Origin of the sequence: Streptomyces gobitricini (assembly GCF_039532985.1) — a bacterium.
Taxonomy (GTDB): domain Bacteria; phylum Actinomycetota; class Actinomycetes; order Streptomycetales; family Streptomycetaceae; genus Streptomyces; species Streptomyces gobitricini.
In genome coordinates this window covers 57,795-80,040 of record NZ_BAAASR010000007.1, presented here as the reverse complement: position 1 = coordinate 80,040, position 22,246 = coordinate 57,795, and the positions used below count along the sequence as shown (strand labels likewise).

Below are 22,246 nucleotides of genomic sequence, written 5' to 3'. Positions count from 1 at the left end.
TTCGGCCACGCTCGGTCTCGGCGCTCTCCGGCGTCGGTCCGGTGACCGGGGGCAGGCTGCGTACGTACGGCTTGCACTGCCTCGGCGAACCGGCTGCCCGGCCACAACCGGAGGCTCGCGCGCTGTCCGGGACGCAGCTCTACAGGTCGAACTCCAGGTGCTCGATGTCGGTGAACCGGACCTCCTCCAGGGAGCCGGCGCGGCGGCCGCCGTCCTGGAAGTACACCTCCTTGAGCCCTTCGGCGGCGATCTCCTGGAGCTGCTGGTCGCCGGCGCCGGCTGCCTGCGCGTCGAAGAGCCGGGCGGCGTACTGCGGAGGCAGGGCGACGGTCAGGTGCCGGATGCGGTCCTGGTCCGTCGAGCCGATCGGGGCGGTGTAGCCCATGCGGGCGCGGGTGTCGATGACGATGCCGCCGGTGGTCGCCGCCTTCTGCCGGGCCCTGGCCCGGATCTGCGGCTGCCAGCGGGCCTTCACCTCGCGTTCCAGGCGTGCGGCGAGGTCCGGGCGGGGCTTTTTGATCTGGTCCTTCACGTACCGTTCGACGGTGCGCTGGGAGATCCGCAGCATTTGTGCGACCGCCTTGGTGCCCTTCATCTGCTTGACCAGGTACCGCATCTGCGCGCCGGCGCTCTTGGGCGCCGGGCGGGTGAACGCCTTCTGCACCGCGGCCTCCAGGCCGTCCCCGAACAGGCTCATCGTCGCCTACTCCTACTCTCCGTCGTCGACGCCGGTGACGGTGCCGTCCTTGATGTAGCGGGCGAGGTTGAGCTCCGGGGCGTTGAACCGCTCGCGGACCTCCTCGCCCCACAGGACGGTCTGGGTGCCTTCGTGCTTGACCAGCCCGGGGTTGATGCCGAGCTTGAAACCGCCGGGCAGCGGCTTGCCGTCCCGGTACGGCAGGAAGTCCAGCGGCGACGTGCCGCCGGCCGCGTAGACGACGCAGTCGGACAGGATCGCGACCGGGTACTGCCCGGTGAACGCCGCGTGCCTGACGATCTTCCGGTGCAGGTTGATGCGGGTGCGGGAGATGACCGCCGCGCGGATGTCCGGCCGCCACGTCGGGCGGGACAGGGCGCGCCACGGCTCGCCGGGCCTCCAGCCCTCGCCCCGGGGGCGTTCACGCAGCTTGCCCAGGCCGCCCTTGACCGTCGCCTTGATCGCCGAGACGACGAGTCCCAGCTCCGGGTCGCGGCTCTGGTAGCCGTCCATCGCGGCGAGGAAGTCGGCCGGCGCGAGGTCGGCGCCGACGCCGAGGTCGGCCATGGTGGCGAGGTAGGCGTCACGGAGCCGCTGGTACCAGCCGTCCAGGTAGCGGCCGTTGTCGTAGCGGACGTACGCCTCCAGCGGGCGCACCTCGTAGCCGAGTTCCACCGCGTAGGCGACGGTCGGCGTCGCGTACCAGGCCGGGCCCTCGGGGTGCTCGCCCTTCGGAGTGAACGGGCTGGGCAGCAGCGAGCCGTCCAGCTCCACCCACTCCTTGCCGGCCTTCACCCGCGACAGGTTCACATGACTGAGGTCGACCAGCCACGAGCCGGGGAGCTTCGCATCGAACAGCGGTGCCTTGACGTGCGTCGGCGCTCCGAGACCGACGACCAGGCCGTTGGCACCGGCGGCGAAGGCCATGTTGACGTCGATGCCGACCAGGTGCCGCAGGGTGCACTCGGCATCGGTCATCGGCCGCGCCCAGTCGTACGCCTCCTCGAACAGCTTTTCCGCCGGGCCTCGCACGTGGAAGCGCGGCAGGTCCTTGAGGAGTGGGTGCCCGTCGGGGGCCTCGCACGGCGCGCAGTCGACCGGGTCCTTCCCGAGGGAGCCGGGGTTGTGCTCGGAGTGCCGCTTCCCCGCCGCGTCGGGCGCGGTGGCGCGGGTCGGCGGGTGCAGCGCGGTCATCAGCTCCAGGCCGGTCACTGCGGTCGAGCCGCGCGGCGTCATCACCCGGGAGGCGTACACGCCCAGGACGCGGGCGAGTTCGGCCGGCGGGAGCTGTGCGGCCTCGCCCCAGTGCCGGGTGTCCAGCGCGTTCCACGACGGGATGCACAGCTGGACGCAGGCCCGCTCCGAACCGGTGGCGGGGCGGTAGATCCGCGCCCACGGCCCGAAGCCGCGTTTGGTCAGCTTCCAGTCGGCGCGGACCAGTTGCTTGATGACCTTGTGCCCTTCGGGGATCCGTCCGGCGAGCTTCTCCTCGTCGGTAAGGGTGGTGGGCAGGCCGTAGCGCTCCAGCGCGGCCTCGGTCAGCACGAGCAACGGGTCGGCGTCCTTGCCCGGCCCGGACAGCTTCGGCTGGCCGAGCCTCGCCTCGCGCAACGTCCACTCCACCAGGGCGGGGATCGACTTGGCGGGCACGTCCAGGACCAGGCCTCCGGTGCAGTACGCCAGCACCTGCCCGTCGGCGTCGACGTCGACGACCGTCAGCGGGCCGTTCTCGAACCGCGGGTCGGTACCGCCTGCCGGGGTGCCGACCGGGGTTCCGGCCGGGGCCCCCTTCTTCGTGCCCGGCCGGCGCGACATCGGCGACGGCCTGCTGGTGCGCACCGGACGCGGCGCGGATGCCGGAGCAGTGGCGGGGGGAGCAGTGGCGGGGGGCTGAGCGTTCTCGGTCGCGGTCATGGTCGCAGCCTCGGGGCCCTGCTCTGTGGACGGAGTCCCCGCTTCCGGCGGGGCGGGCGTGACGGTGGAGGCGGCCGACGCCGCCGGGGCGGCCGGCTCCTCCGTCACCGAGGCAGCGGGATAGAGCTCGGCGAGCTTCTCCAGCAGCCGCGCGTACGCCTCACGCTCCGGGCCACGGGGCTCAGTCGGCTTCTTGACCGACTCCCAGCCGGACACCGTGGCCCGGCGCACCTTCAGCGCGGTGGCGACTTCATCCAGCGTCAGACCGTGCGCCTGGCGCAGCCGCCTGCGCTCCTCCACCGACGGCAGCGGAGAGCGGGACGCGACCAGCGCGTCGACCGCGTCGAACAACTCGGACATAGAACGCCTCCTGACCGGCACCTTACCCCATAAACCGTACAGAGCGCGTACTCATTGCGTACAAACTCCGTACGGTTTCCGTACCGCTGCGTGGTGATCTTGAACTGCAAGATAGACGCCCGGAGCACTGACGAGGCGGAGCGACGTTCTGGGTGCGTTGCCCTGGGCGGAGAGATGCCAGGCGCTGGAGCCGGTGATCGTTCCCGCGTTCACCAGGAGTGCCGTTCAGGCGGCGCTCGACCGGCGAGGCAGCGCGGTACGGATCTGTACCGACCTCTACCAGTCAGCGCACTCCCGGACGCCGAGCTCCTGACCGACGATGTCTTCCACCGTCGGCGTATGGGTGCGCCCGACACGCGGCGCCGACAGGACTCGCGGCTGGACGCGGATGAGCTCGCAGTCCTCGTTCGGCGTGGCCGCCGCTACGCAGCTGTCGGCGGCCGAGCGGCAGCGCCACCCCGCCGATCCGGGGCGATCCGACGAAGGCTCAATTGTCGGACGGCACAGCCTCCATGGGGGCACCGATCACCGCGCAGGAGGATCCTTCGACGCGCAGGGCAGACACGCGCAGTTGTCGTCCGGGGAGCAGCACGAGCAGGATGAGGGGTGATCTCACGTCCATGCCGGCCTGTCCGCCTGGCGTCAGAACCCCTTGCGCATTGTCCTCGATCGCGATGCGATCAGTTCTTCGCCGATGAGAACTGTCAGCGCGCGTACAGGTTCGTACCCGTCTTCGGCCTCGCTACGGCCCGTATAGAGGAGAGCCTCGGACTCGGACACCGCCGCAAGGGGCGAACCGCCTGGCGAGCTCCTGGGCACCGTAGGCATCTGGGAGGCGAGCCCCAAGAAGGCTCCGGTGACGTGCTCGCAGCTCATCCAATCGCCATTGTCGTTCTGTAGGGAGTAGTAGAGCTCCTCAGCCACAAGGCCGTCACCACGGCGGTGGACGACCAGGGCGAACCCGAGGGAACCGTCGATCCAGACATCGACGACGACAGGTCGTCCCCTTGGGAGTGACGGGAGGAGGTTGCGTCGGCATCCGGGCTCCAGCTGGGAGGCGCCGGCCCGAAGGGCATCCAGCGCGACGTCCGCCATGCTTTGTCTCATCACTCCGCACATTCCTTATCCGTCTCGCGAACCCGTAACCCGACTCGGGCGGCAGCTCTCATGCTCGGACGCCGACGGTGGCGTGACGACGACCATGTTCGATTCGCTGGAGAAAGCGGATGTGGCCCCACCTCGCCCGACCGCTCATCACCGAGCTGGGCGATCTGCAAGGCCTTCGGGTCGAACCCTGAAGCCCTCCTCTTGCCGCAGTGGCCACGGTGACGCGCCGTGGAAGCCGTGAGCGCGCTCGGCGAGCGGGCCCAGGCACCTCACCCCCGCCCCGGTCTCCCTCGGCATCACTGATGGCGCGCCGAGCTGGTGAACAGCCCTCACGCGACCGGCTCCGAAGGCTGGTTGAAGTCATTGGCCACCTCGGCGCCGGCGACCGGCATGATCGACGGCACCGAACCAAGGGTCCCCCGCCGACCGCCCGGCCCTTGGACCGGGACCAGTTCATCTCCTTACTGGATCAGGTCGGTATGTGAATGGAACTTCGCGCAGACGTACAGCTGTAGATGGTTGCCCCTGGAGACTTGGACCCCCGGCGGGTTCGCCACGCCGACGGCGTCGAGCGCGGCGAGGGCTTGGTCCTCGTAGGGGATCCAACCGCTGCCGGCGTTCCATTCGCTTGATGCGATGGTCAGCAGCGGGCTCATCTCGGCGCCACAGGCGACGCAGAACCGGGCGACGGGATCAGTGAGGCCCCAGGAGGGCCAGCCACCGACCTTCCAGCCTGGGGCGACGGACAGCTCGTCCATGTAGAACTCCTCCGGCGCGACCTCATAGGAAGCGTCCACCACAGCGCCGTCCGCCTGCCACAGGCGCCAGTCCGCCAGCTGCTGCCGCAGGTCCTTGCTCAACTCCAGAAAGTGTGGGTTCTCGGTGACTTGCTCCCTCGTGCCACTTGTCGCAGTACGGCCAAGGCTGCCGAGCGGGTCACAGCAGCGGCCCGCCGACCGAGCTGTCGTACGGCGACGGAGAACCGGGGCGGGGATGCAGCCGAAGCGCCGGGCGCGCCAACGGGCACAGTTGAGGGAAGGCGGCGACGTCGAGCGGCCGCGGAGGGGTGGCGCGGATGACGTTCATGGCGGTGATGCTGCCAGCCGCCTCTGACAAGGAGCGCACCGCCCGTCCAACGAGTCGCTGGTGCGAGCAGCCCTGGATTTCGCGCCAACAGCGCCCACAAGCTCCCACAAGCAGTTGACCACTCGCGACTCCGTGCCCTCAATATTCGAACGCATGCATGCCGGAATCAGCCCCTCCGCTTCAATGGGACAAACCAGGATGCTCCCACGTGAGCCACGATGCAAAAGGGGCGGAATCGATACTTCCGCCGTTCGCTTCGGGCCTCACATTGACTGAAATCCTTTGAACTCGTGCGGTTCGCGGGCACCTGCGGTCAGTGAGCGGTCCCTTTCGGTCAGATATCACCCTGTCAAACACACTGCCGGGCGGCGCTCACTGGTCGTTCTTGCCGGTGAGCGCGGGAAACAGTTGAGGGGAGAAGTTGTCTCAGAGGTTGTGGTGATCACCTGACGCGACTGCGTGCCCGGCTTCACGGAATGCACACTTGCGACGTCCCGCATGCGTGGTCCCCCAGCCCGCGGCAACCGCCCCTGCTGTGAAGGCCTTTCCCGGATGAACACACTGGGCAGACGCATGCCCTGCTCCAGCGCCACCCACCGACACCGCTTAAGTCCGTGCCGGCTCACTCTCGCCGTCCAGTGGGCCGGGCGCCTGCTGTGCTGGAGCTTGGCCGCCGGTATGACCACGGCCGCCCTCGACCTCGTTCTCGCTCCGCGGGCACCGTGGTGGGGCACCATCTGGCCGCTGCCCTGGTACCTCACCTGTGCCTCCGTTCTCACCTGGGCCGTCCTGCGCGCCCGCGAGAAGACCGCGCAGTGCCCGCCCGACGGGGACGACGATCAGAACGGCTGGGACCAGGCCGCCTAAGCCCGGCTGCTCGACCAGCACGCCCATCCCGGCATGTTGGTCGAGCAGCAACGTCCGGCACGTGCTGCTGTTCGGCGAGCCGGCAGCAGCAGCCGCTCGTCATGAATCGTCATGAATTCCGTCGGGCAGTGGCCACGCCGACGACATCGGGTGAGTTCCTGGCGCAGCCGCGGACAGCAGCGCAGTGGCTTGCCCGGCTCAACCGGAGTTCTCGTCGTCCGGTCGGCTGACGCGGTTGCCCGGTGCTCGGCGAGCGCCGTCTGGAAGGCGGGGGCGGTGTCGTCGCCCGCGTCGCCTGCGTCCACTGGGCACCGCCCCGCACGTCGGCATCGCGCCCGACCCGACCTCTCCCCCGCCCGACGCCACCACACTGACCCCAACGCGGCGATCAGCGCGATACAGCCACCACCGGGCCGTCCAGGCCGACGACATCGACGCCGTGCGAGAGTTCACCGACGCCGCCCCTCGGACGCCCGGGCAGCTCGTCCGATGTCGCGATGCGGATCATCGTCCGGTCACCGCGCTGTCGTCGAGCAGGTGTACCGGGGTGGCGTCGGGCTTTGCGCTGCCGTGGCGGGCAGGCACCTGCGCGTTGTTTTCTCGGGCGACAAGCCCGTGACCTTTCGCTCGTCCGACCGATGGTGCGGGTGTGCCGAGGAACCGGCCAAGCGCCCGTACCTGCCCGCAGCAGGCCCTCCGAGTCACGTTCCGCACCCCCTCTCCCTCGTGGCCGGGGTCTTTGCGCGAACTGCGTGGGTGATAGTGCGTAAGGTCAGAACGGCAGCCGTGAACGGCCCTTGCGCCCGACACGAGCACTGCGCCCGACAGCGCGGTTACTGCTGTGGAACGGCTTGCTCAGCCATCGGCCGAGGGCTCCTGGAGCCTTGTTGGCCCCTCGTGCTCCGAGTCCCAGAGACCTCTGCGTCCCCTTCTGGGGACCGTGGGAGAGCCTCGGCAAGAGGAACCCCAGAACGAGCAGCAGAACGCAAACCGCGGCAACTATCCCTACGACCATGATCTGTACCTCCAGGTAAGCGGGCGATGTGCAGGCCGCTTACCCCGTACGGCGAAGAGCACCGCGTCGCACTCGGGCCTTCACGAGCACGGCGGCCTACAGCGGCACGCCCGACGGCGCGGTCGGCGGCAGCAAAGCCACGGACGGCAGCCACAACGTCCCCGGCCGCGCCGAGGGAGCCCAACGGCACGATCAGTCGCTTAGCTGTGCAGTAGTACGGGCCGCACGGTGCCCGCAGGCAGCGACGCCGCGGGTACCGGACAGGCCCAGTGGCAGCGCCCCGAGGGGACGACGACCCGCCTGCGGCGGAACGACCTGGTCGCCGTACCGGAACTCAGGCCGCCGCGGCGCGAAACGTACTGGGACTCAGGCCCTTGTGGCGTTTGAACGCGGCACTGAAGCCGAAAGCGTCGGCATAACCGACGGACCTTCCGATCTGGGCGATGCTGAGGTCGGTGTCGGTCAGCAGCGCCTCGGCCTCGTCCATGCGGCATTCCGTGAGGTAGGCGAGGGGCGGGCGGCCCATCAGCTTGGTGAAGCGCTTGGCGAACAGCGCCCGGGAGACGCCGGCTCGTGCGGCCAGCGACGCCACCGTCCAGGCCCCGGCGGGCCGGTCGTGGAAGGCCTGCAGGGCGGGGGCGAGGACTGGGTCGGCCAGGCCCCGGTACCAGCTGGGCGCGTCGGCGCCGGCCTGGTCGAACCAGTTGCGCAGCGTACACACCAGGGCCCAGTCGAGGAGCCGGTCCATCAGGGCCTGCGAGCCGGCGGAGAGTTGGGCGGCGTCGGCGGCGGCCGTCTCCAGCCAGGCACAGACCTCGACGTCCTCCTTGATCACCAGGACGGGCGGCAGGGCACGCAGAAGCCGCTCGTGGCGGTGGCCCGAGGCGCGGTAGGCGCCCACGATCAGCGCGGTCACCTCCTCCGAGTCGGTGCCCCAGTGGATACCGCCGAGTTCCTGGGCGGTGCGCTCGGCGTCCCTGGCGAAGCAGGCGATCTCGTACGCGGCATGGGAGCCGTGGACAGTGGCGGGACGGTCCGCGAGATGGAACGGTGCGGGGCCGCGAACGATGGCCGTATCGCCCACGCCGACCGCTCGCTCGGTGCCGTCGGGCAGCAGCAGGGTCCCCCCGCCGCGCAGCACGCTGATCATGGTGAGCGGTGCGTCGTCGGCGAAGCGGATGGTCCAGGGCGCCGCCAGTACGGCGTGGCAGACGACCGAGCCCTCGGCCCGGATGCCACTCAGCAGGGAACTCAGAGGATCCACGGAACGCATCGTAGACGATCTCCTATGTTCCGGAGCTTTTCTCCTATGGATCATCTACATCACCGCGGCTGTACTGGGTTCATCGAATCGACCGAGACCAGCCGGGAGACACCGTGACGCAGCACGACAGCCATGCCAGCCATGCCAGGACAGCCCTTGTGGTCGTCGCACACCACCGCACCGATTCCCTCACCGCGCACACGGCCCGCCGTGCCGCCGACCGGCTCGAAGCCGCCGGATACCACATCGACCTGCTCGACCTGCACGCCGAGGGGTTCGACCCGCGGATGAACACGTCGGACCAGCCGGACTGGGGCAACAGGGAGAAGGTGTACTCGGACGAAGCCCACGCCCATATGCGGCGCGTCCTCGACGCCGATGTCGTGGTCGCCGTCTTCCCGGTGTACTGGCAGAGCGTGCCGGCCATCCTCAAGGGCTGGATCGACCGCGTATGGAACTACGGCTTCGCCTACGGCCGTAGCAAGCCCCGCCTCGCCGGCAAGCGCATGCTGTGGCTTGCCTTGGCCGGCGCCACTGCCGACGATCCCGTCGTGGAGGGGATGCGCACCGTCCTGGAGACCAATCTGAGCGAAGGCATCGCCTATTACTGCGGCTTCTCCCATTCCACCGTCGGCCTGCTCACCGACGCGGAGGAGCGCCCGCAGCGCGTCGACGCCGAAGGCAACCTCCTGGTCGGCGCAGCCGTCACGGGCGCCGAGCGAGAGGCGCAGTACGCCGATCTCGACCGCCGTGCACGGGAGTTCGTGGAAAGGTTCGTCGCCGAGGAACTTGTGGGTTGCTGACCGGCAGGGGCCCGGCGGACTTGTGGGGGCCTGACCGGCAGGCAGCCCGGCGGCCCCCGTACACACCTCCGGTCCCCCGGCCTGTATCCGTTATCCGTCCGACGGCTGACCCCTCGCCGTGGGCGGTGTGTGTCAGGGGCGCAGGCCGGTGTGTGCGAGGGTCACCGCGCTGAGGGCGGCGATGACCTCCTGGTCGCCCCGGCGCCAGGCGTCGGCGAACCCGCCGGGCGGGGTGGGCAGCTTGACGAGGGCGGCCGGGGGGCCGGTGAGGGCGCGCAGGGCGAGCAGGTCGGCGCCGCCCGGCGCGTCGGCGAGACGGCGGACGGTCACGCTCCGGCGAATCCAGAGGAGGCGCGGAGGGAGCCACAGAACCAGGATGAGGAGCACGAGCACGACGATGATGGCCGTGGTCGTCACGTCGGCGACCTGAGTGACGGTCTCCTGCAACGATGCGCCGGCGTCCGCGAACCCGGTGCTGGCGTCGGCTGCGGACTGGAGCGGCTTCTTCAGGACGTCGCCGATGAGCGGTACGTCCGAAGCCGCGTCCCCGGCGTTGCCGAGTTCCTCGGCGAGGCCGTCTCCGGAGCTCTCGACCTTCCGCCCGGGCTCGGCCAGCAGCATGATCGTGTCGCGGACGAAGAGTGCCGCCCACACCGTGAGGGCGATCAGGGTCACGGCGATCAGGTCCACGAGCACCTGGCGGTTCCGGCGTGCGGGAGTCTGGGCGTAGAGGCGCAACGGCGGGCTCCTGTTCTGTTCGGGGCGTCGAGGGGAATCGGCCGTCCCCGCCGGCGACTCGGTCGGCCGGTCGTCGGGGTCAACTCTTCCACCGCGCTCCCCGGGCAAACGTGCAAGACGCGGACCATGGCCGACCCGGCGCCGCGGTGGCCGGAACCGGGGCACGTCGTGTCGCGGGCGAGACCACCACCCGGGGCGGCGCCTCCACATCCTCACAGTCATGGCGCGACCGGGCTTCGTGGTCCTCGCCGCTCACGACCGGCCACTGGGCGGCGCCCGGCGGGTCGGTCGCGTGACTGCTGCCGTCGCCCGGCTCGTCGTCCCCGGCGTGGGGGCGATCCGGCAATGTCCAACGGCGCCTGAGCGCCCGCGGGCGCCTGTGCGCCCGCGGAGGATACGCAGGAGGATCGAGGGGCACGGGCCGGTCGCGTGTGTGCCCTGGCGCTCGATCCGGATGTCCTGCGGCGCTACGTCGAGGAGTACCGCGCGCTCGACCGGGACGTCCTGGTCGACCGCGGCTTGGTCCTGGACCCACCCGAGAAAGGCGCCAGGACGCTCGGCCCGGCACACCGCTGACAGCTCACCGGAAGGCGAGGCGCTGCTGACTGAGGCGAAGGACCTCCTCTACGCCCTGTTGTTCGGTGACGAAACCCTCGCGTCCGACTGGAGCGCGCCGAACGGGAGTTGCCCATGCTGACCATGCCGAGGCACAAGGCCCACGCGATTGCCTCCGTGCTGCGTACCGCCACCGAGATCGGCGCCGGCGGCACATGGCGCGACCCTCGTGGCGCCGCGCACGACGAACAGGCTCCGAACACGCTGTTCCAGGTCGAGTACGGCGAGGTCGCCGACGAATTCGTCGGCCACGGCATCGTTGCCTGCCTACGACTGATCAACAACCTGGAGGTGAACGAGGTGGTCCTCTACGCGCGGATGGAGAACGTGGGGGAGAGCACCATGACCTGACCGGAGAAGGGGCGGCCGGAGCCCACGCACAGCGGGCTCCGGGCGGGCGCCGGGTGTCCAGCACTCCCCGTCGCGGCTCTCCAGCGGCCGCGTACGGACGACGGCGGGAGCGGACCGAGGCCGTCCACCGCCAGGCGAACCGTCCACCGCCAGGCGAACCGTCCGCCACCGGGCGAACGCGTCCCCCGGCGCGGCTCGTCGGAGGGCATGAAACCAGGTCGACGTAGGTCAGCGCGGTACCCGATCATGTGTTCATGCCCCCGACAGAAACCCTTGCCCGAGTCGATGCCGACCTGGCCGCCGGCCGGGTTCCCGTCGCGCGCCAGAGGCTGCGCGGTCTCGTCTCGTCCTTTCCGCACGATCTGACGCTCCGCCGTCGTCTGGCCGAGGTGTACCGGCTGTACGGCGACGCCGCCGAGGCGGGACGCTGGATGTACCTCGAAGAGGACCGGAACGCCGACGAGACCGCCGCCTTCGAGGCGCGGTACGGGTCTTTCGGGTGGCGGATGAGGGCCCTCGCCTGGCACGGCCCCGAGGCGAAGGCCGCCACCGCCTTCGCGGAGGCGCAGCTGGTCGCGGTGCGGACCGCCTGCGCCGAGGAGTTGGGGCACCCCGTCGACTGGGACGACCCCGCCTCCTACCGGGACGAGCCGGAAGGGGAGGGCGTGGCGCCCTCCGAGCCGTGGACGGTCAGCGATGTGCTGGCGGGCGTCGGCTGCCTGGCGGCGGCCCTTGTGTTCCTCGCGGTCTGGGTGTACGGACTCGTTTCCCTCTTCGACTGACTCAGACCGCCGGAGCCTGTGAGGAGCGGCCGCCACCCCGGCGCTCAAGGTCCGGTGAGACCATCCAGCGCCGCAGTGCACGGGACACCCGGTGACGCGAGAAAGATCTCGCGGGGTGTGGTGTGATGACCACTCCCGGGCCGTCCTGAACAGCCCCGCCCGCCCGGTCGAGCCCTCACCTGTCCGTCCAGCTGGTGTCCTTGCAGGTACGCAGGACCGCACCGTCGCCCAAGAGTTCCCTCGTCAGTCCGTGCGCGGGTGCTGGCGCCGGGCTGGCGAAGCCCTGTCGCCGCAGCTGGTCGAGCACCATGTCTGATCACGACGGCGCGGCAGGAAGAACATGCCGCAGCCGGGCGCGGGACAGCGCCGCAGCGTGCTCCGCTCCGGACCGGCGGCCAGGACGAGGGCCTGCCGGGTCGTCGCGCCGGCGGCTGGACCGCTGCCTCCCTCTCCACGAGCCGGCCGTTCTCCCCCACTTGGAAGGTGGCAGGGGCGCCAAGCGGCGAGGTCGTTGAGCCGTCTCCGCGCGGCCTCGGGCAGGGGCGTCTGTCGCGCAGCCGCGTCCAGTACGGCCCTGACCGGATCTCGCAGTTCCGTCAGTTCCTCCAGAGACAGGTCCGCCAGTGCCCGGTCGGCGGCGTGGCCGCGCCAGGACGCCCGCGGCTCAGGATCGGCCGGCGGGTCGACGTCCCCTCGGGCGGGTCCGGCGCCGAACACAACGGTGTTGCCGAGGTCCAGCACCGGATGCGCCCCGATCCACGGCATCTCGCGGAGCCCCGACAACGGGTCGGAAACCGGAACACACCGTCCTCGACGACCTCGGGTCCGCCACGTGTCCGCCGCCTTGATTGCGTATCCGTCGAATGTTCCGTCCGCCCGGCGCGAACCGTCCCACCATGGGGCGCGAGCGGATGACCCTTCGCTTCGCAGAGCGGAACCAGGACGGAAACGGGACACGGAGGACAGCACGATGCAGTCACCTAGGACACATCTGAGAACTCGAAAGCCGGCGGGACTCGTCGCGGGGGCGGGTCTGATGCTCACCACGCTGCTGGGCGCGGCGCCGGCGCAGGCGGCAGACCCGGCTCCCCGGGCAGTCGGTTCCACTGAGCAGCAGGTGGGCGCGCACGCGGAGGCGGGTGTGCTGGCGAACTCGCCGGGGATCTCGCCGGCCGCCGAACGCGTCAGGTACATATCCGGCACCACCTACAGCTGCCCGACCGGACGGTTGTGCGCCCGCGTGTGGGATCCGACCCGCAGCACGTACAAGGTGTTCGACCTGTACTACTGCAACACCTACTCGCTGTCCTACTGGGGCGGCCGCGGTGGCTTCTACAACTACCAGACCGACGGCACGGTGGCCAGGTTCTACAACTCGAGCGGCACAGCCGTCCACACCTCGATCGCGCGCAGCACAGCCCCCTCGGGGTGGAACTGGGACCCGATCTGGAAAATCAAGAACTGCTGACCCACGCGCCGCACCACACAGCGCCCGCCTCACGGCCGCACCTCGGCGGAGGCGGGCGCTCTCCCGCGTGACTCGCCACCGCACCTGCCCGCGCCCCCGCGTCCCTCACTTCCCGTTCAGCAACGCCTCCCCCAGCCCCGTCCGCCGATGCAGCACCCGGTGCCCGTCCCGGAACGAACCGACCAGCCCCGCCTCCCGCAGTACCGCGGCATGGCGGCTGGCGTTGGCTGGGGACAGGTGGAGAGCGGCGGCGATGCCGCTGGTGGACATCGGGCGGCCGAGCAGCTCCAGTACTCGGGCCCGGGTGGGGCCCAGCAGCCGGTACAGATGCTCCGCAGAGCCCGGGCCCGAGCCGGGTGCGCCGCCGGGCCCGGCCACCGTCAGGCAGCCCGGAGGGAGCGGAAGCGGATACACCAGTACGGGAGGCAGTTCGCGGGCGGCGAGGGCAACAGGCTGCCGGGTGCAGAAGAAGCACGGGATCAGGGTCAGCGGGCGGCCGTCCAGCTCAAGGTCCCGGTCGAAGGGGTAGCCGCATTCGAGCCGGCCGTCCCGCCACGACAGCAGCTCCGGCTGGTAGCTGCCCAGCAGCCCCTCCGCGCCCGCCGTCAGCGCCGAGTCGGCGCGTCTGGCCAGGTCCGCGCCGACGGCCCGGTCGATGACCGTCTTGTACGGCGCCACAGCCACCGCGTGATAAGCGCGCACCGCCGTCCCCAGCCGGTGCAGCACCTCGCTGCCTCCCTCGGCGAGCCGTCGGGCGCCCGGCGGCATCGGTCGGTCCCGGTAGAGCCGGGCGAGTTCGTGCCGTAAGCGTCTGCGGGGTGTGGAGAGCACCGCGTCCAGTCCGGTGTCCGGGTCGGGGCTGCCGAGTCCGGGGGTGAGGAAGTCCGGGAAGTAGGAGGCGAACGGGCTCACCTCCATCAGTGCCCGGGTCGTCCGGATCAGCCCCGCTCGCGCGAGCCCCTCGCGCACCTGCCTCCGCCATGGGTCGAAGACCAGGGCCGCGTGCCGGTTCTGGAGCAGTTGCAGGCTGAGGACCACCTCCCACATGAAGTCACCGCCCGCCGCCACCCGCAGCCGGTTCAGGTCGTCCGTGCCGAAGCCGATACGCAGCACGACCTCACGCTCCCCGTGACAAGTCCGCCCCTGTGACACACCGTTGGGGCAGACGGGCGGCCGGCGATGGACGGTTCCGGGGTGTGGGAAGTTGTCCGAATAGCGACGGCATCAGGACCCCGCGTCTCCGGGCCGGCCGTGCTCGTTCGCTGCCGCGATGGCGCCGGACCGCACGCGTCGACGCACGTCGTGGACGCACGTCGTGGACGCAGGTTCTGGACATAGGTCGTGGAGGTCCTGGACGTAGGTCCTGGACGCGGTCCGACATCCACGGGAACAGGGTTCACCCACCCCGGGCCCGGCAGGCCGGGCGGTCGCCGGGCTGGTGGCGTTCGCTCAACGGGTCTGCGCCCACACCACCAGCAGGCCCGCCGCTGCCGTGCCCGCCCCGTAGCAGGCGCCCCGCAGGAACTGGTCGGCCGCGACCCGCCGGCGCCGTGAGATCCAGCGCGCGTAATCACGCGCCGTCCGACCGCAGCCTGCTCCGACGGCCGACAGCCGTCGTGCGATGGTTCCCCGTCGGGCCGGGGCCGTCGTCTTCTCCATGGAGCACCCCGACCGGGCGCGCCCTGCTTTCATGGCGGTCATACCTGCTTCCTTCGCGATGTGGTTCTCTCCAGGCGCCCAGGCGTTCTCCGCTCGGGCCGCCCTGGCCTTGGTCAGCGGTCGGCGTCCCCGGCGGTTCGGGCCGAGGGCCGGTCGTACCGGAGAGCGGGATCACCTCTCGGCAAGGGCCGGGACCGGCTGCACGCCCCGCGCGGGGCGGAGCAGCTGGAAGGTGACCCGGCCGTCGGCGTCGACGCGGGCGCCGTGGACGGCGGGTTCCGGAAGGCTGTTGTAGTGGAAGGGGGTGGAGAAGTAGTAGGCGCCGGTGTCGGGAACGACGACGATGTCACCGGCGTCGAGGCGGGGCAGCGCCCGGTCGCGTGCCAGCAGGTCGCCGGCGAAGCAGCACGGGCCCGCGACGTCCTGCCGTACGGGCCGGCCGTGCTTGGCGCGGCCCTGCGGGTCGTGGGTTTCGATCCGCAGCGGCCATGCGTCGGGGGCGAACACCGTCCGTGTGGCGACCTGGGCGCCGGCGTGGGTGATCGCGATGGGCCGGCCGCCGACGGTCTTGGTGTACTCGACGTAGGCGGCGGTGAACCCGTTCTTGGCCAGGACGGAGCGCCCGAACTCGGTGATGATCTCGTACTCGCCGGAGAACAGAGCCGGCGCGTACTCGCGCAGACGGGCCACGTAGGTGTCGAAGCCGGGGGTCGTCTCGTCGCTGGCGAAGTTGACGGGCAGCCCTCCACCGATGTCGATGCCGGTCACCTGCCGGCGGCCGAGGCGGGCGTTGACCTCCTCGGCGAAGGCCACTGCCTCCGCGATGCCCCGGGCGATCAGGTCCAGGGGGCAGCCCTGCGAACCGACGTGCGTGTGCACCCAGGTGAGCCAGGGACGGTCCCGGTACGCCTGGAGCAGCCGCCGCCGGTTGCCCTCGTCCCCGAGGGGGATGCCGAACTTCGACGTGGCGGTGGCCGTGCTCATCGCGGTGATCGCGCCCGCGCCGACCTGCGGGTTGACGCGGATGCCGATCCTCGAGCCGGAGCGGCGGGTCTTCAGGATCTCGTCCAGCCGCGCGAGTTCCTGGAAGCCGTCCACGTTCACCGTGATCCCCAGCTCCAGGGCCAGGGCCAGTTCGGCCCGTGTCTTGGCCGGGGAGTCGAAAACGATCTGTGCGGGCTCGAAGTCCGCGTCCAGCGCCTGGGCGAGTTCACCGGCGCTGGCGACCTCGCAGCCCATGCCGCTGCGCCGGAGTTCCTCCAGTACGGGGACGAGACAGTTCGCCTTGGCCGCGAACGCGTGCAGGACGCGGAGCGAGTCGGGGAACGCGCCCCGCAGGGACGCGACGGTCTCGCCGACGCCGTCCAGGTCGACGAAACCTGCCAGGACGGCCGTCTCGGGCTGCAGGAGTCCCTGCCGTACGGCTGCTCGCAGGATCCGCTCGCGCCGCTCCTTGCCATAACCACGCATCGTGCACCTTCCCGGAGCCGGGGTCTCGGCCGCCCCCGGATGCCGTGGGGCGGACCACCAGGCTCCCGCCGGGGCGGTGGTGGTGTCTTCGTCGCGAGTTCCGGTGTTGCGGCGCGTGGTTCTCGCCGGGGGGTGGGCCGGCGGGTTGGACACCGCCCCCGTTGTGCCGGTGCACGAAGGCGCCGCCATCTCTTCGTGGCGGCGCCCGAAAGCTCACGCCTCCCGGCCGTCGTGTTCGAGGAGGCGCAGTTGCAGCTGGGCGAGGAGCCGGCCCTCCGGGCTGCGGAGGTCGAGTCCGGACACTTCGGTGAGCCGGCCGATCCGGTGCCTCAGGCTGTTCGGGTGCACTCCGAGCGCCTTGGCGGTGGCCGGCACGTGGCCGAAGTGGTCGAGGTACGCCCTCAACGTCTGCACCATGGTGCCCCCGCCGTGCCCGGCGTCGTGGGCCACCAGGCGTGCCACCGGAGTCTCCGGCGCCAGGACCAGACCCGTCAGCGCGTCCATGATCTGGTTCAGGGCGACCGTCTCGGCCACCTCGCTCGCGAACGCGACGGCGCGGTGCTCTCCCGGGGAGAGCAGGGCTCTGAGTGCCAAGTCGGCCGACCGGCGTGACGCGGGCAGGTCCGCCAGAGTCCCGGCCACCGTGCCCAGGCCGATTCTCGCTCCCGGCCCGGACGCGTCGGCCACCTGCCGGACCAGCGCATTGCCCAGTTGTGCGACCTGCTCGACGGCCCGCTGCCTGTTCCGGTGCAGAGCGCCCAGCAGCACCAAGGCCCCCCGGTCGACCGGCAGCACCACCGATGTGAGGCCGAACGTGCCGCAACGCACCGCCAGCAGGCCACGCAGCTTCCCGCTTTCACCGCCACCCTCAAACGCCCCGGCCCCGGGGCGTACCGCCAGGACAGCGCAGTGTCCGTGCGTCGGAATCCCGGCGCGTTCCCCGAGCATCTCGGCGGACCCCCGCCCGTCGAGCAGCGCACGGGCCGCGTCCTCGACCAACCGAGCGTGTGTCCGGTGCGACCGGTGGTGGACCAGGTGCGCAGCGGCCACCCGCGCCGCCGACCGCAGCGCCTCGGAGGCATGTGGTGCCAGGGAGCGGCCCGCGGCCGCCACCCAGATCGACCCCAGGATCTCTCCGCCCGCCCGGACAGCCACCACCAGGCGCTCGGGATTCTCCCCGTGCGCCGGCCGGTGGAGGACGTCCCCCGTGCCCCACAGCGCCCGGAAGAACCCTGCCTCCCGCATCGCGGCAACCCGCCATTCCGGCACCCGACGGCCGAGGATGGTCAGTCGACGCACCTCGTCCACGTCGTCCTGCGTGGACGAGTACGCCAGGACCCGGGACTCCACGTCCTCGATCGTCACCGCGCCGCCGACCAGCACCGCCACCGCGTCGGCCAGCCCGTTCAGGTCGCCCAACGTCACAGCCGCCACAGCCGGATCGGCGGGAACGCCGGACAGAACCAGGCCCGCCCGCAACGCGCCGACCAGCTCCGTCCACCCGAACCACGCCGTCCGGAAGAGCAGCGCCGTGCCCGCGCCCTCGGCAGCCGCCCGCAACGCTTCGGGCGCCCGACCCGTCCCGCCCTGCCCGAAGACCACCGCCACCGCTCCCGATCCGGCGGCATCGCGCATGACGTCGACGGCGGCAGCCGACCGTGGATCGACACCCACCGCCAGCAGCACTTGTCCCCTTGGCAGCCCCGGGTCCAGAGGGTCCAGCACCGTCACGCCCTCGACCGTGCCTCCCAGGCCACCTGGAGCCACGCACAGTTCCAGCGCACCGGCCCCCATCACCGACAGCAGACGCTCCAGCGTCGGCCCCGGTGCGGCGGCGTGCCCCTGTTCAGGCGATCCGTCCCCCGCCACCTGATCCCCCTCGCGTCAGCGCGTATGTGACGGTGAGTGTAGGAGCTGTGACGACGGTGAAGCGAGACGTGTGCGCGGGGACTCCGTCGGCTCCCCCGCCGGGGGACACAACTCGTCGCCGACGGCACAAGCGCCCACGCCCCCTCAGCCCGGCGCGGCCTCGTTCGCCTCGCCCGCCCCTCACCGGCGGCTTCCCCACCGCGTACGACGCCGGCTGTGCGCGTGCCTGGCCGCCGCGCCGGCGATCGGCCGGAGAGCCGGGCATGCCCGTCGGCCTTGTGCTCGTAACGTCGGTGGAGACGGCGGCAGTCGGTGAGCCGAAGCGTGGTACGTCCGAGTGCCCCGGCGGCAGGTGGCGGCCCGGCGGCAGGTGGTCGGTGGCCGGTGGCACACGACCGCGGTGCGACTGCTTGGGGAACCAGGCGTTCTCACGTGCTGAGATCTGCGATTCTCCCTGTGACGTCCGAAACGATGACAGTGAGGGGACGAGGATGAGCGCGGACGGGGGCGGGGCGCCGTGGAATCCGTACGAGGGAGGGCAGGCACCGGGGCCGGGTTCGCCACCCGTGCCGCCGGCGAGCGCCTGGCCGCCGGATCCGGCGCGCCGCCTGACCTTCGGGCGCCTGTTCAATCCGATCGCTGTGGGGCGTGTGGTGTTCACGCCGTCCCGGCCGGACCGTGTGCACGACCCGGTGGTGAAGAGGGTGCAGGTCCTCCGGACGGTCGTCGGCCTGGTCGCTGTCACGTGGTTGCTCCTGTCCTACGGGCTGGCACCGGACGCCGACGCCGTGGTGGACGACCGCTTCGGCCAGATCCGTACCACCCTCATCACGTTGGGGGTGACGCTCCCGGTCGCCGTCGCCGCCTTCATCGCGGCGGCCCGCCCGCCCAACCGGCGCCTGTTCCTGCGCCGCGTGGGCAAGCCCGCCGGAGCGCTGCTCGCACTGGTCGTCACGCTCGCCGCGCCACGGCTGGTCACGGGGCTGGGTTACGTGGACGAGGAGACGAACTGGACGGCATCGGCAGGGCCGGTGGTGCTGCTGTTCGCCCTGGCCGCCTTCCTGCTGTGGCTCGCCCCCTTCGCCCTCTACGGCATCGCGCAGTCACTCGTGCACGTCTTCCGGGCAGCGGACCTCCACGAGACGCTCCCACCACTGCTCGCGACGCTGCTCGTCTGGGAAGTCGCCCTCTTCGACCTGTTCCGGGGCGCCTACGAAGGGGTGCCGTTCGCAGTGCGCGTGGTCTTCGTCCTGGGGGCCCCGCTGACCGTCACCGCCATGGCGATGTGGGAACTGCGGCGGCTGCTACGCGGCACGGCATCACCCTGCGCGCAGCGCTGCTCCGCTGAACCGTCGTGACGGATGCCGGGGCCGGACGTCGGCCTCCGTCCGGTCGCTCAGCCCCCACCAGGCGGTCACACCACCGCAGCCGCTCCTCTCCGCGGGCACATCCGCCCGGCTCGCGCCCTCGCGCAGCACAGCGCAGCACAGCACGTGAACGGTCCCCCGCAGGGCAGCCCGGTCGTCCACGGGCGACCGGCCCGGGCACCTCCGGTGCCTCGGCGGCCGAGGCAGCGGCAACGGGGGCATGCGTCCCCACAGGTATCAGGCATGACATCCTCCGGCACCCGGCCGTCCCGCAGCCATCCCTGCCAAACCCCACGAGCCGGCTCGATCCGAAACGATCAATCAAGCACTGAGCCGTTCACGTGCGCCGCGACCGGTCGCCGGCCCTGCGCCGTGATCGGGCCGGCTGATCTCGGCCCACACCGCATCGAGGGAGAGGCCGAGGGTACCGGCGATCGCCGCGATGGTCGGGAAGGCGGGGGTGGCCACGCGGCCGGACTCGATCTTCCTGAGTGTCTCGGGTGAGACGTGGGCGTCGAGCGCGACCTCGAGCATCGAACGTTCCCCCCGGGCCCGACGCAGGAGGGCGCCGAGGCGCTGACCGCGTGCGACTTCAGCGGGGGTGAGCGGCAACCTGACCATGCCCCCGATTCTAGACCGGTATAGTTTGACCGGGATAGTTTGACCGGCATAGTTATTGGACGACGAGAAGAGCTGCGCGTGATCGAGATTCTGAACCCCACCCTGCTGGCCCGCGCAAAGGACTCAGGCGCCCTGGTCGCGGACATCCTGCACACGCTGAAGAGCCGCACCGTCGTCGGTACGAACCTGCTCGACATCGACCGGTGGGCGGAGAAGATGATCGCCGAGGCGGGAGCACAGTCCTGCTACGTCGACTACGCGCCCTCCTTCGGGCGCGGCCCGTTCGGCCACTACATCTGCACGGCCGTCAACGACGCGGTGCTCCACGGACTGCCCCACGACTACGCACTCGCCGACGGAGATCTGCTGACGCTCGACCTCGCCGTCTCCAAGAGGGGAGTCGCCGCGGACGCCGCCATCAGTTTCATCGTCGGCGACACCAAGGCTCCGGAGAGCGTCGCGATGATCGAAACCACCGAACGTGCGCTGGCCGCGGGGATCGCCGCCGCCGGGCCCGGAGCTCGGATCGGCGACCTCTCCCACGCCATCGGTACGGTCCTCAGCGAGGCGGGGTACGTGATCAACACGGAGTTCGGAGGTCATGGCATCGGATCGACGATGCACCAGGATCCTCATGTTCCGAACACCGGACGGCCGGGCCGTGGGTACAGACTGCGCGCCGGGCTACTGCTCGCCCTGGAACCGTGGGTGATGGCGGACACCGACCAACTCGTCACGGACGCCGACGGATGGACGCTCCGCAGCGCGACAGGCTGCCGGACGGCCCACAGTGAGCACACGATCGCGATCACCGAGTCCGGGGCCGAAGTCCTCACGTCGCCCAACTGATCATCTCGGAAGAATTGCCTCGTGGAGTCCGGCAGTTGGATGCAGGGCGGCCCGGACAGCGGTCCTGGGCATCCGAGGCCGCGGGGTCACCACAGCGACAGTACGACCGCCCCGTCGGGGGGACTGGTCATCGGGGATCGGCGTGGGCGGGGCCGGAGGCGGACCTGGTGCCGTCTCCCCTCGCAGGCACCGCGAACTCGGGTCGCGGCACGCTCGGTTCGGGCAGGGTGCGGAAGAGCAGCCAACTCATCACGGGCATCAGCACGAGAGGCGCCAGGGCGGTGCGCAGGGAGGTGGCGTCGGCGAGGCCGCCGATGGCGGGGCCGGCCAGGCCGCCGATGCCGACGGTGAGGCCGAGGGTGACCCCGCCGGCGGTGCCGACACGGGAGGGCAGTCCTGGCCGAGCGTGACCTGCAGCGAGAAGGGCACGTACAAGCCGACCGAGGTCAGCGCCACGAAAAGGTAGATGACGGGGCCCGGTACCCACACCACGCCCGCGATGGCCGTGGTCGTGATCAGGTATGACCAGCGCGAGACCGTCACCCGGTCCCACCGGGTGGCCAGGGACCCGCCGAGTACCGAGCCGATCGCACCGCCGAGGTAGAGCACGGACAGAGCCGCGGTGCCCGCGGCCTGGCTGCCGCCCAGACGCTGCCGGGCGTACAGCGAGATGAAGGTGCTCAGACCGATGAACGCGATCGACCGGAAGACCACAGCCAGCGACAGCTTCAGGAAAGCGGCGGTGTCGTCGCTCCCGGCCGGCACCGTCCTACGGGGTGCGGCGGCCTCCATCCGCTGCAGGCCGCGCACCACGGGCAGGCACAACACGGCACCGGCGAGGGCCGGCAGCACCAGCAGCGGTGTCCAGCGCAGTCCTCCGGCGCCCACCACGGCGGCGACCATGGACGGGGCCAGCGCGAAGCCGATATTGCCGCCCGTGGAGAACCACCCCATGGCCCGGTGGCTGCCCTGGCCGGCGATGCGGGCGACACGGGCGGATTCGGGGTGGTAGGCGGCCACGCCGATCCCCGATATCGCGACGAACACAAGAGTGAGCGGGTAGGAGCCGCTCAGGCCGCTCAGCGCGATGCCGACACCGCCGAGCAGCGTGCTGACCGGCAGCAGCCAGGGCATGGCATGGCGGTCGGTGAGTGCGCCGAACACCGGTTGCACCACCGAGGAGAGCAGCGAGGCGGCCAGTACGACCCCCGAGGCGACCGCGAAGGAGTAGGCACGCTCGGCGATGAAGAACGGCACCAGGGCCGCCACCGCGCCTTGGTAGATGTCGACACAGGCATGGCCCACGGACAGAAGAACGATCGATGTGTTCCTTCGCATCCCGTC

22 protein-coding genes and 1 pseudogene are annotated in these 22,246 nt (G+C 71.0%); 8 read left to right on the top strand and 15 right to left on the bottom strand.

Annotated elements, in window-relative coordinates; all coding sequences use genetic code 11:
* Nucleotides 1-139: 139 nt before the first annotated feature.
* The 4 genes from tpg to ABD347_RS07530 all read right to left on the bottom strand — a co-directional run bounded on the left by tpg (nucleotide 140) and on the right by ABD347_RS07530 (nucleotide 4,938).
* The gene (gene tpg, locus ABD347_RS07545) at nucleotides 140-697 is read right to left on the bottom strand and encodes a telomere-protecting terminal protein Tpg (protein ID WP_344358085.1); all 558 of its coding nucleotides are present in this window, start codon (nucleotides 695-697) and stop codon (nucleotides 140-142) included.
* A gap of 12 nt (nucleotides 698-709) precedes the next feature.
* Nucleotides 710-2,971: a telomere-associated protein Tap gene (tap, locus tag ABD347_RS07540; protein ID WP_344358082.1), complete on the bottom strand. Its 2,262-nt coding sequence runs from the start codon at nucleotides 2,969-2,971 to the stop codon at nucleotides 710-712.
* 642 nt (nucleotides 2,972-3,613) lie between these two features.
* Entirely contained in the window at nucleotides 3,614-4,066 is a 453-nt protein-coding gene (locus ABD347_RS07535) for a hypothetical protein (protein WP_344358080.1), read from the bottom strand.
* 473 nt (nucleotides 4,067-4,539) lie between these two features.
* The gene (locus tag ABD347_RS07530) at nucleotides 4,540-4,938 is read right to left on the bottom strand and encodes a hypothetical protein (RefSeq protein ID WP_344358077.1); all 399 of its coding nucleotides are present in this window, start codon (nucleotides 4,936-4,938) and stop codon (nucleotides 4,540-4,542) included.
* A gap of 904 nt (nucleotides 4,939-5,842) precedes the next feature.
* Between ABD347_RS07530 and ABD347_RS07525 the strand changes: the two genes are divergently transcribed.
* The gene (locus ABD347_RS07525) at nucleotides 5,843-6,031 is read left to right on the top strand and encodes a hypothetical protein (RefSeq protein WP_344358076.1); all 189 of its coding nucleotides are present in this window, start codon (nucleotides 5,843-5,845) and stop codon (nucleotides 6,029-6,031) included.
* On the opposite strand, the gene ABD347_RS07520 is transcribed toward ABD347_RS07525, so the two are convergent.
* The 3 genes from ABD347_RS07520 to ABD347_RS07510 form a co-directional block, all read right to left on the bottom strand.
* A complete protein-coding gene (locus tag ABD347_RS07520; protein ID WP_344358073.1) occupies nucleotides 6,028-6,336 on the bottom strand; it encodes a DUF6207 family protein in 309 nt (102 codons plus the stop codon). The two genes, ABD347_RS07525 and ABD347_RS07520, sit on opposite strands and share 4 nt — an antisense overlap.
* Nucleotides 6,337-6,803: 467 nt before the next feature.
* Nucleotides 6,804-7,046, bottom strand: coding sequence for a DUF6411 family protein (locus tag ABD347_RS07515; protein WP_425575597.1), 243 nt, complete (start codon nucleotides 7,044-7,046; stop codon nucleotides 6,804-6,806).
* Between the two features lie 334 nt (nucleotides 7,047-7,380).
* A complete protein-coding gene (locus ABD347_RS07510; RefSeq protein WP_425575596.1) occupies nucleotides 7,381-8,310 on the bottom strand; it encodes an AraC family transcriptional regulator in 930 nt (309 codons plus the stop codon).
* 113 nt (nucleotides 8,311-8,423) lie between these two features.
* Here ABD347_RS07510 and ABD347_RS07505 point away from each other — a divergent pair, with 113 nt between their 5' ends.
* The gene (locus ABD347_RS07505) at nucleotides 8,424-9,113 is read left to right on the top strand and encodes an NAD(P)H oxidoreductase (RefSeq protein ID WP_344358067.1); all 690 of its coding nucleotides are present in this window, start codon (nucleotides 8,424-8,426) and stop codon (nucleotides 9,111-9,113) included.
* 132 nt (nucleotides 9,114-9,245) lie between these two features.
* Here ABD347_RS07505 and ABD347_RS07500 read toward each other — a convergent pair whose 3' ends face one another.
* Nucleotides 9,246-9,851, bottom strand: a complete 606-nt coding sequence (locus tag ABD347_RS07500; RefSeq protein WP_344358064.1) for a hypothetical protein — start codon at nucleotides 9,849-9,851, stop codon at nucleotides 9,246-9,248.
* A 429-nt stretch (nucleotides 9,852-10,280) separates the two neighbouring features.
* Between ABD347_RS07500 and ABD347_RS07495 the strand changes: the two genes are divergently transcribed.
* The 3 genes from ABD347_RS07495 (at nucleotide 10,281) to ABD347_RS07485 (ending at nucleotide 11,599) form a co-directional block, all read left to right on the top strand.
* The gene (locus ABD347_RS07495) at nucleotides 10,281-10,427 is read left to right on the top strand and encodes a hypothetical protein (RefSeq protein ID WP_344358062.1); all 147 of its coding nucleotides are present in this window, start codon (nucleotides 10,281-10,283) and stop codon (nucleotides 10,425-10,427) included.
* 114 nt (nucleotides 10,428-10,541) lie between these two features.
* A complete protein-coding gene (locus ABD347_RS07490; protein WP_344358059.1) occupies nucleotides 10,542-10,817 on the top strand; it encodes a hypothetical protein in 276 nt (91 codons plus the stop codon).
* Between the two features lie 254 nt (nucleotides 10,818-11,071).
* A complete protein-coding gene (locus ABD347_RS07485) occupies nucleotides 11,072-11,599 on the top strand; it encodes a DUF6584 family protein (protein WP_344358056.1) in 528 nt (175 codons plus the stop codon).
* A 243-nt stretch (nucleotides 11,600-11,842) separates the two neighbouring features.
* Here ABD347_RS07485 and ABD347_RS07480 read toward each other — a convergent pair whose 3' ends face one another.
* Nucleotides 11,843-12,364: an ABATE domain-containing protein gene (locus tag ABD347_RS07480; protein ID WP_344358054.1), complete on the bottom strand. Its 522-nt coding sequence runs from the start codon at nucleotides 12,362-12,364 to the stop codon at nucleotides 11,843-11,845.
* A gap of 205 nt (nucleotides 12,365-12,569) precedes the next feature.
* Between ABD347_RS07480 and ABD347_RS07475 the strand changes: the two genes are divergently transcribed.
* On the top strand, nucleotides 12,570-13,067 hold the full coding sequence (locus ABD347_RS07475) for a hypothetical protein (RefSeq protein WP_344358051.1): 498 nt from the start codon (nucleotides 12,570-12,572) through the stop codon (nucleotides 13,065-13,067).
* A gap of 105 nt (nucleotides 13,068-13,172) precedes the next feature.
* Here the strand turns inward: ABD347_RS07475 and ABD347_RS07470 are convergent, their stop codons facing one another.
* The 4 genes from ABD347_RS07470 to ABD347_RS07455 all read right to left on the bottom strand — a co-directional run bounded on the left by ABD347_RS07470 (nucleotide 13,173) and on the right by ABD347_RS07455 (nucleotide 18,065).
* Nucleotides 13,173-14,180 carry an ArsR/SmtB family transcription factor gene (locus ABD347_RS07470; protein ID WP_344358049.1) on the bottom strand — a complete coding sequence of 336 codons (1,008 nt, stop codon included), beginning with the start codon at nucleotides 14,178-14,180 and terminating at the stop codon, nucleotides 13,173-13,175.
* Between the two features lie 336 nt (nucleotides 14,181-14,516).
* Nucleotides 14,517-14,768 (bottom strand): hypothetical protein, encoded by a 252-nt coding sequence (locus ABD347_RS07465; protein WP_344358047.1) that lies wholly within the window; start codon nucleotides 14,766-14,768, stop codon nucleotides 14,517-14,519.
* A gap of 129 nt (nucleotides 14,769-14,897) precedes the next feature.
* Nucleotides 14,898-16,196: a type III PLP-dependent enzyme domain-containing protein gene (locus ABD347_RS07460; RefSeq protein WP_344358044.1), complete on the bottom strand. Its 1,299-nt coding sequence runs from the start codon at nucleotides 16,194-16,196 to the stop codon at nucleotides 14,898-14,900.
* A 213-nt stretch (nucleotides 16,197-16,409) separates the two neighbouring features.
* Nucleotides 16,410-18,065 (bottom strand): helix-turn-helix domain-containing protein, encoded by a 1,656-nt coding sequence (locus tag ABD347_RS07455; RefSeq protein WP_344358042.1) that lies wholly within the window; start codon nucleotides 18,063-18,065, stop codon nucleotides 16,410-16,412.
* Between the two features lie 695 nt (nucleotides 18,066-18,760).
* Between ABD347_RS07455 and ABD347_RS07450 the strand changes: the two genes are divergently transcribed.
* A complete protein-coding gene (locus ABD347_RS07450; RefSeq protein ID WP_344358039.1) occupies nucleotides 18,761-19,423 on the top strand; it encodes a hypothetical protein in 663 nt (220 codons plus the stop codon).
* A 330-nt stretch (nucleotides 19,424-19,753) separates the two neighbouring features.
* On the opposite strand, the gene ABD347_RS07445 is transcribed toward ABD347_RS07450, so the two are convergent.
* On the bottom strand, nucleotides 19,754-20,053 hold the full coding sequence (locus ABD347_RS07445) for a helix-turn-helix transcriptional regulator (protein ID WP_344358037.1): 300 nt from the start codon (nucleotides 20,051-20,053) through the stop codon (nucleotides 19,754-19,756).
* 78 nt (nucleotides 20,054-20,131) lie between these two features.
* On the opposite strand from ABD347_RS07445, the gene map reads away from it, so the two are divergent.
* Nucleotides 20,132-20,902 (top strand): type I methionyl aminopeptidase, encoded by a 771-nt coding sequence (gene map, locus ABD347_RS07440; RefSeq protein ID WP_344358034.1) that lies wholly within the window; start codon nucleotides 20,132-20,134, stop codon nucleotides 20,900-20,902.
* Nucleotides 20,903-21,029: 127 nt separating this feature from the next.
* Here map and ABD347_RS07435 read toward each other — a convergent pair.
* A pseudogene (locus ABD347_RS07435) lies at nucleotides 21,030-22,240 on the bottom strand (MFS transporter).
* Nucleotides 22,241-22,246 lie beyond the last annotated feature (6 nt).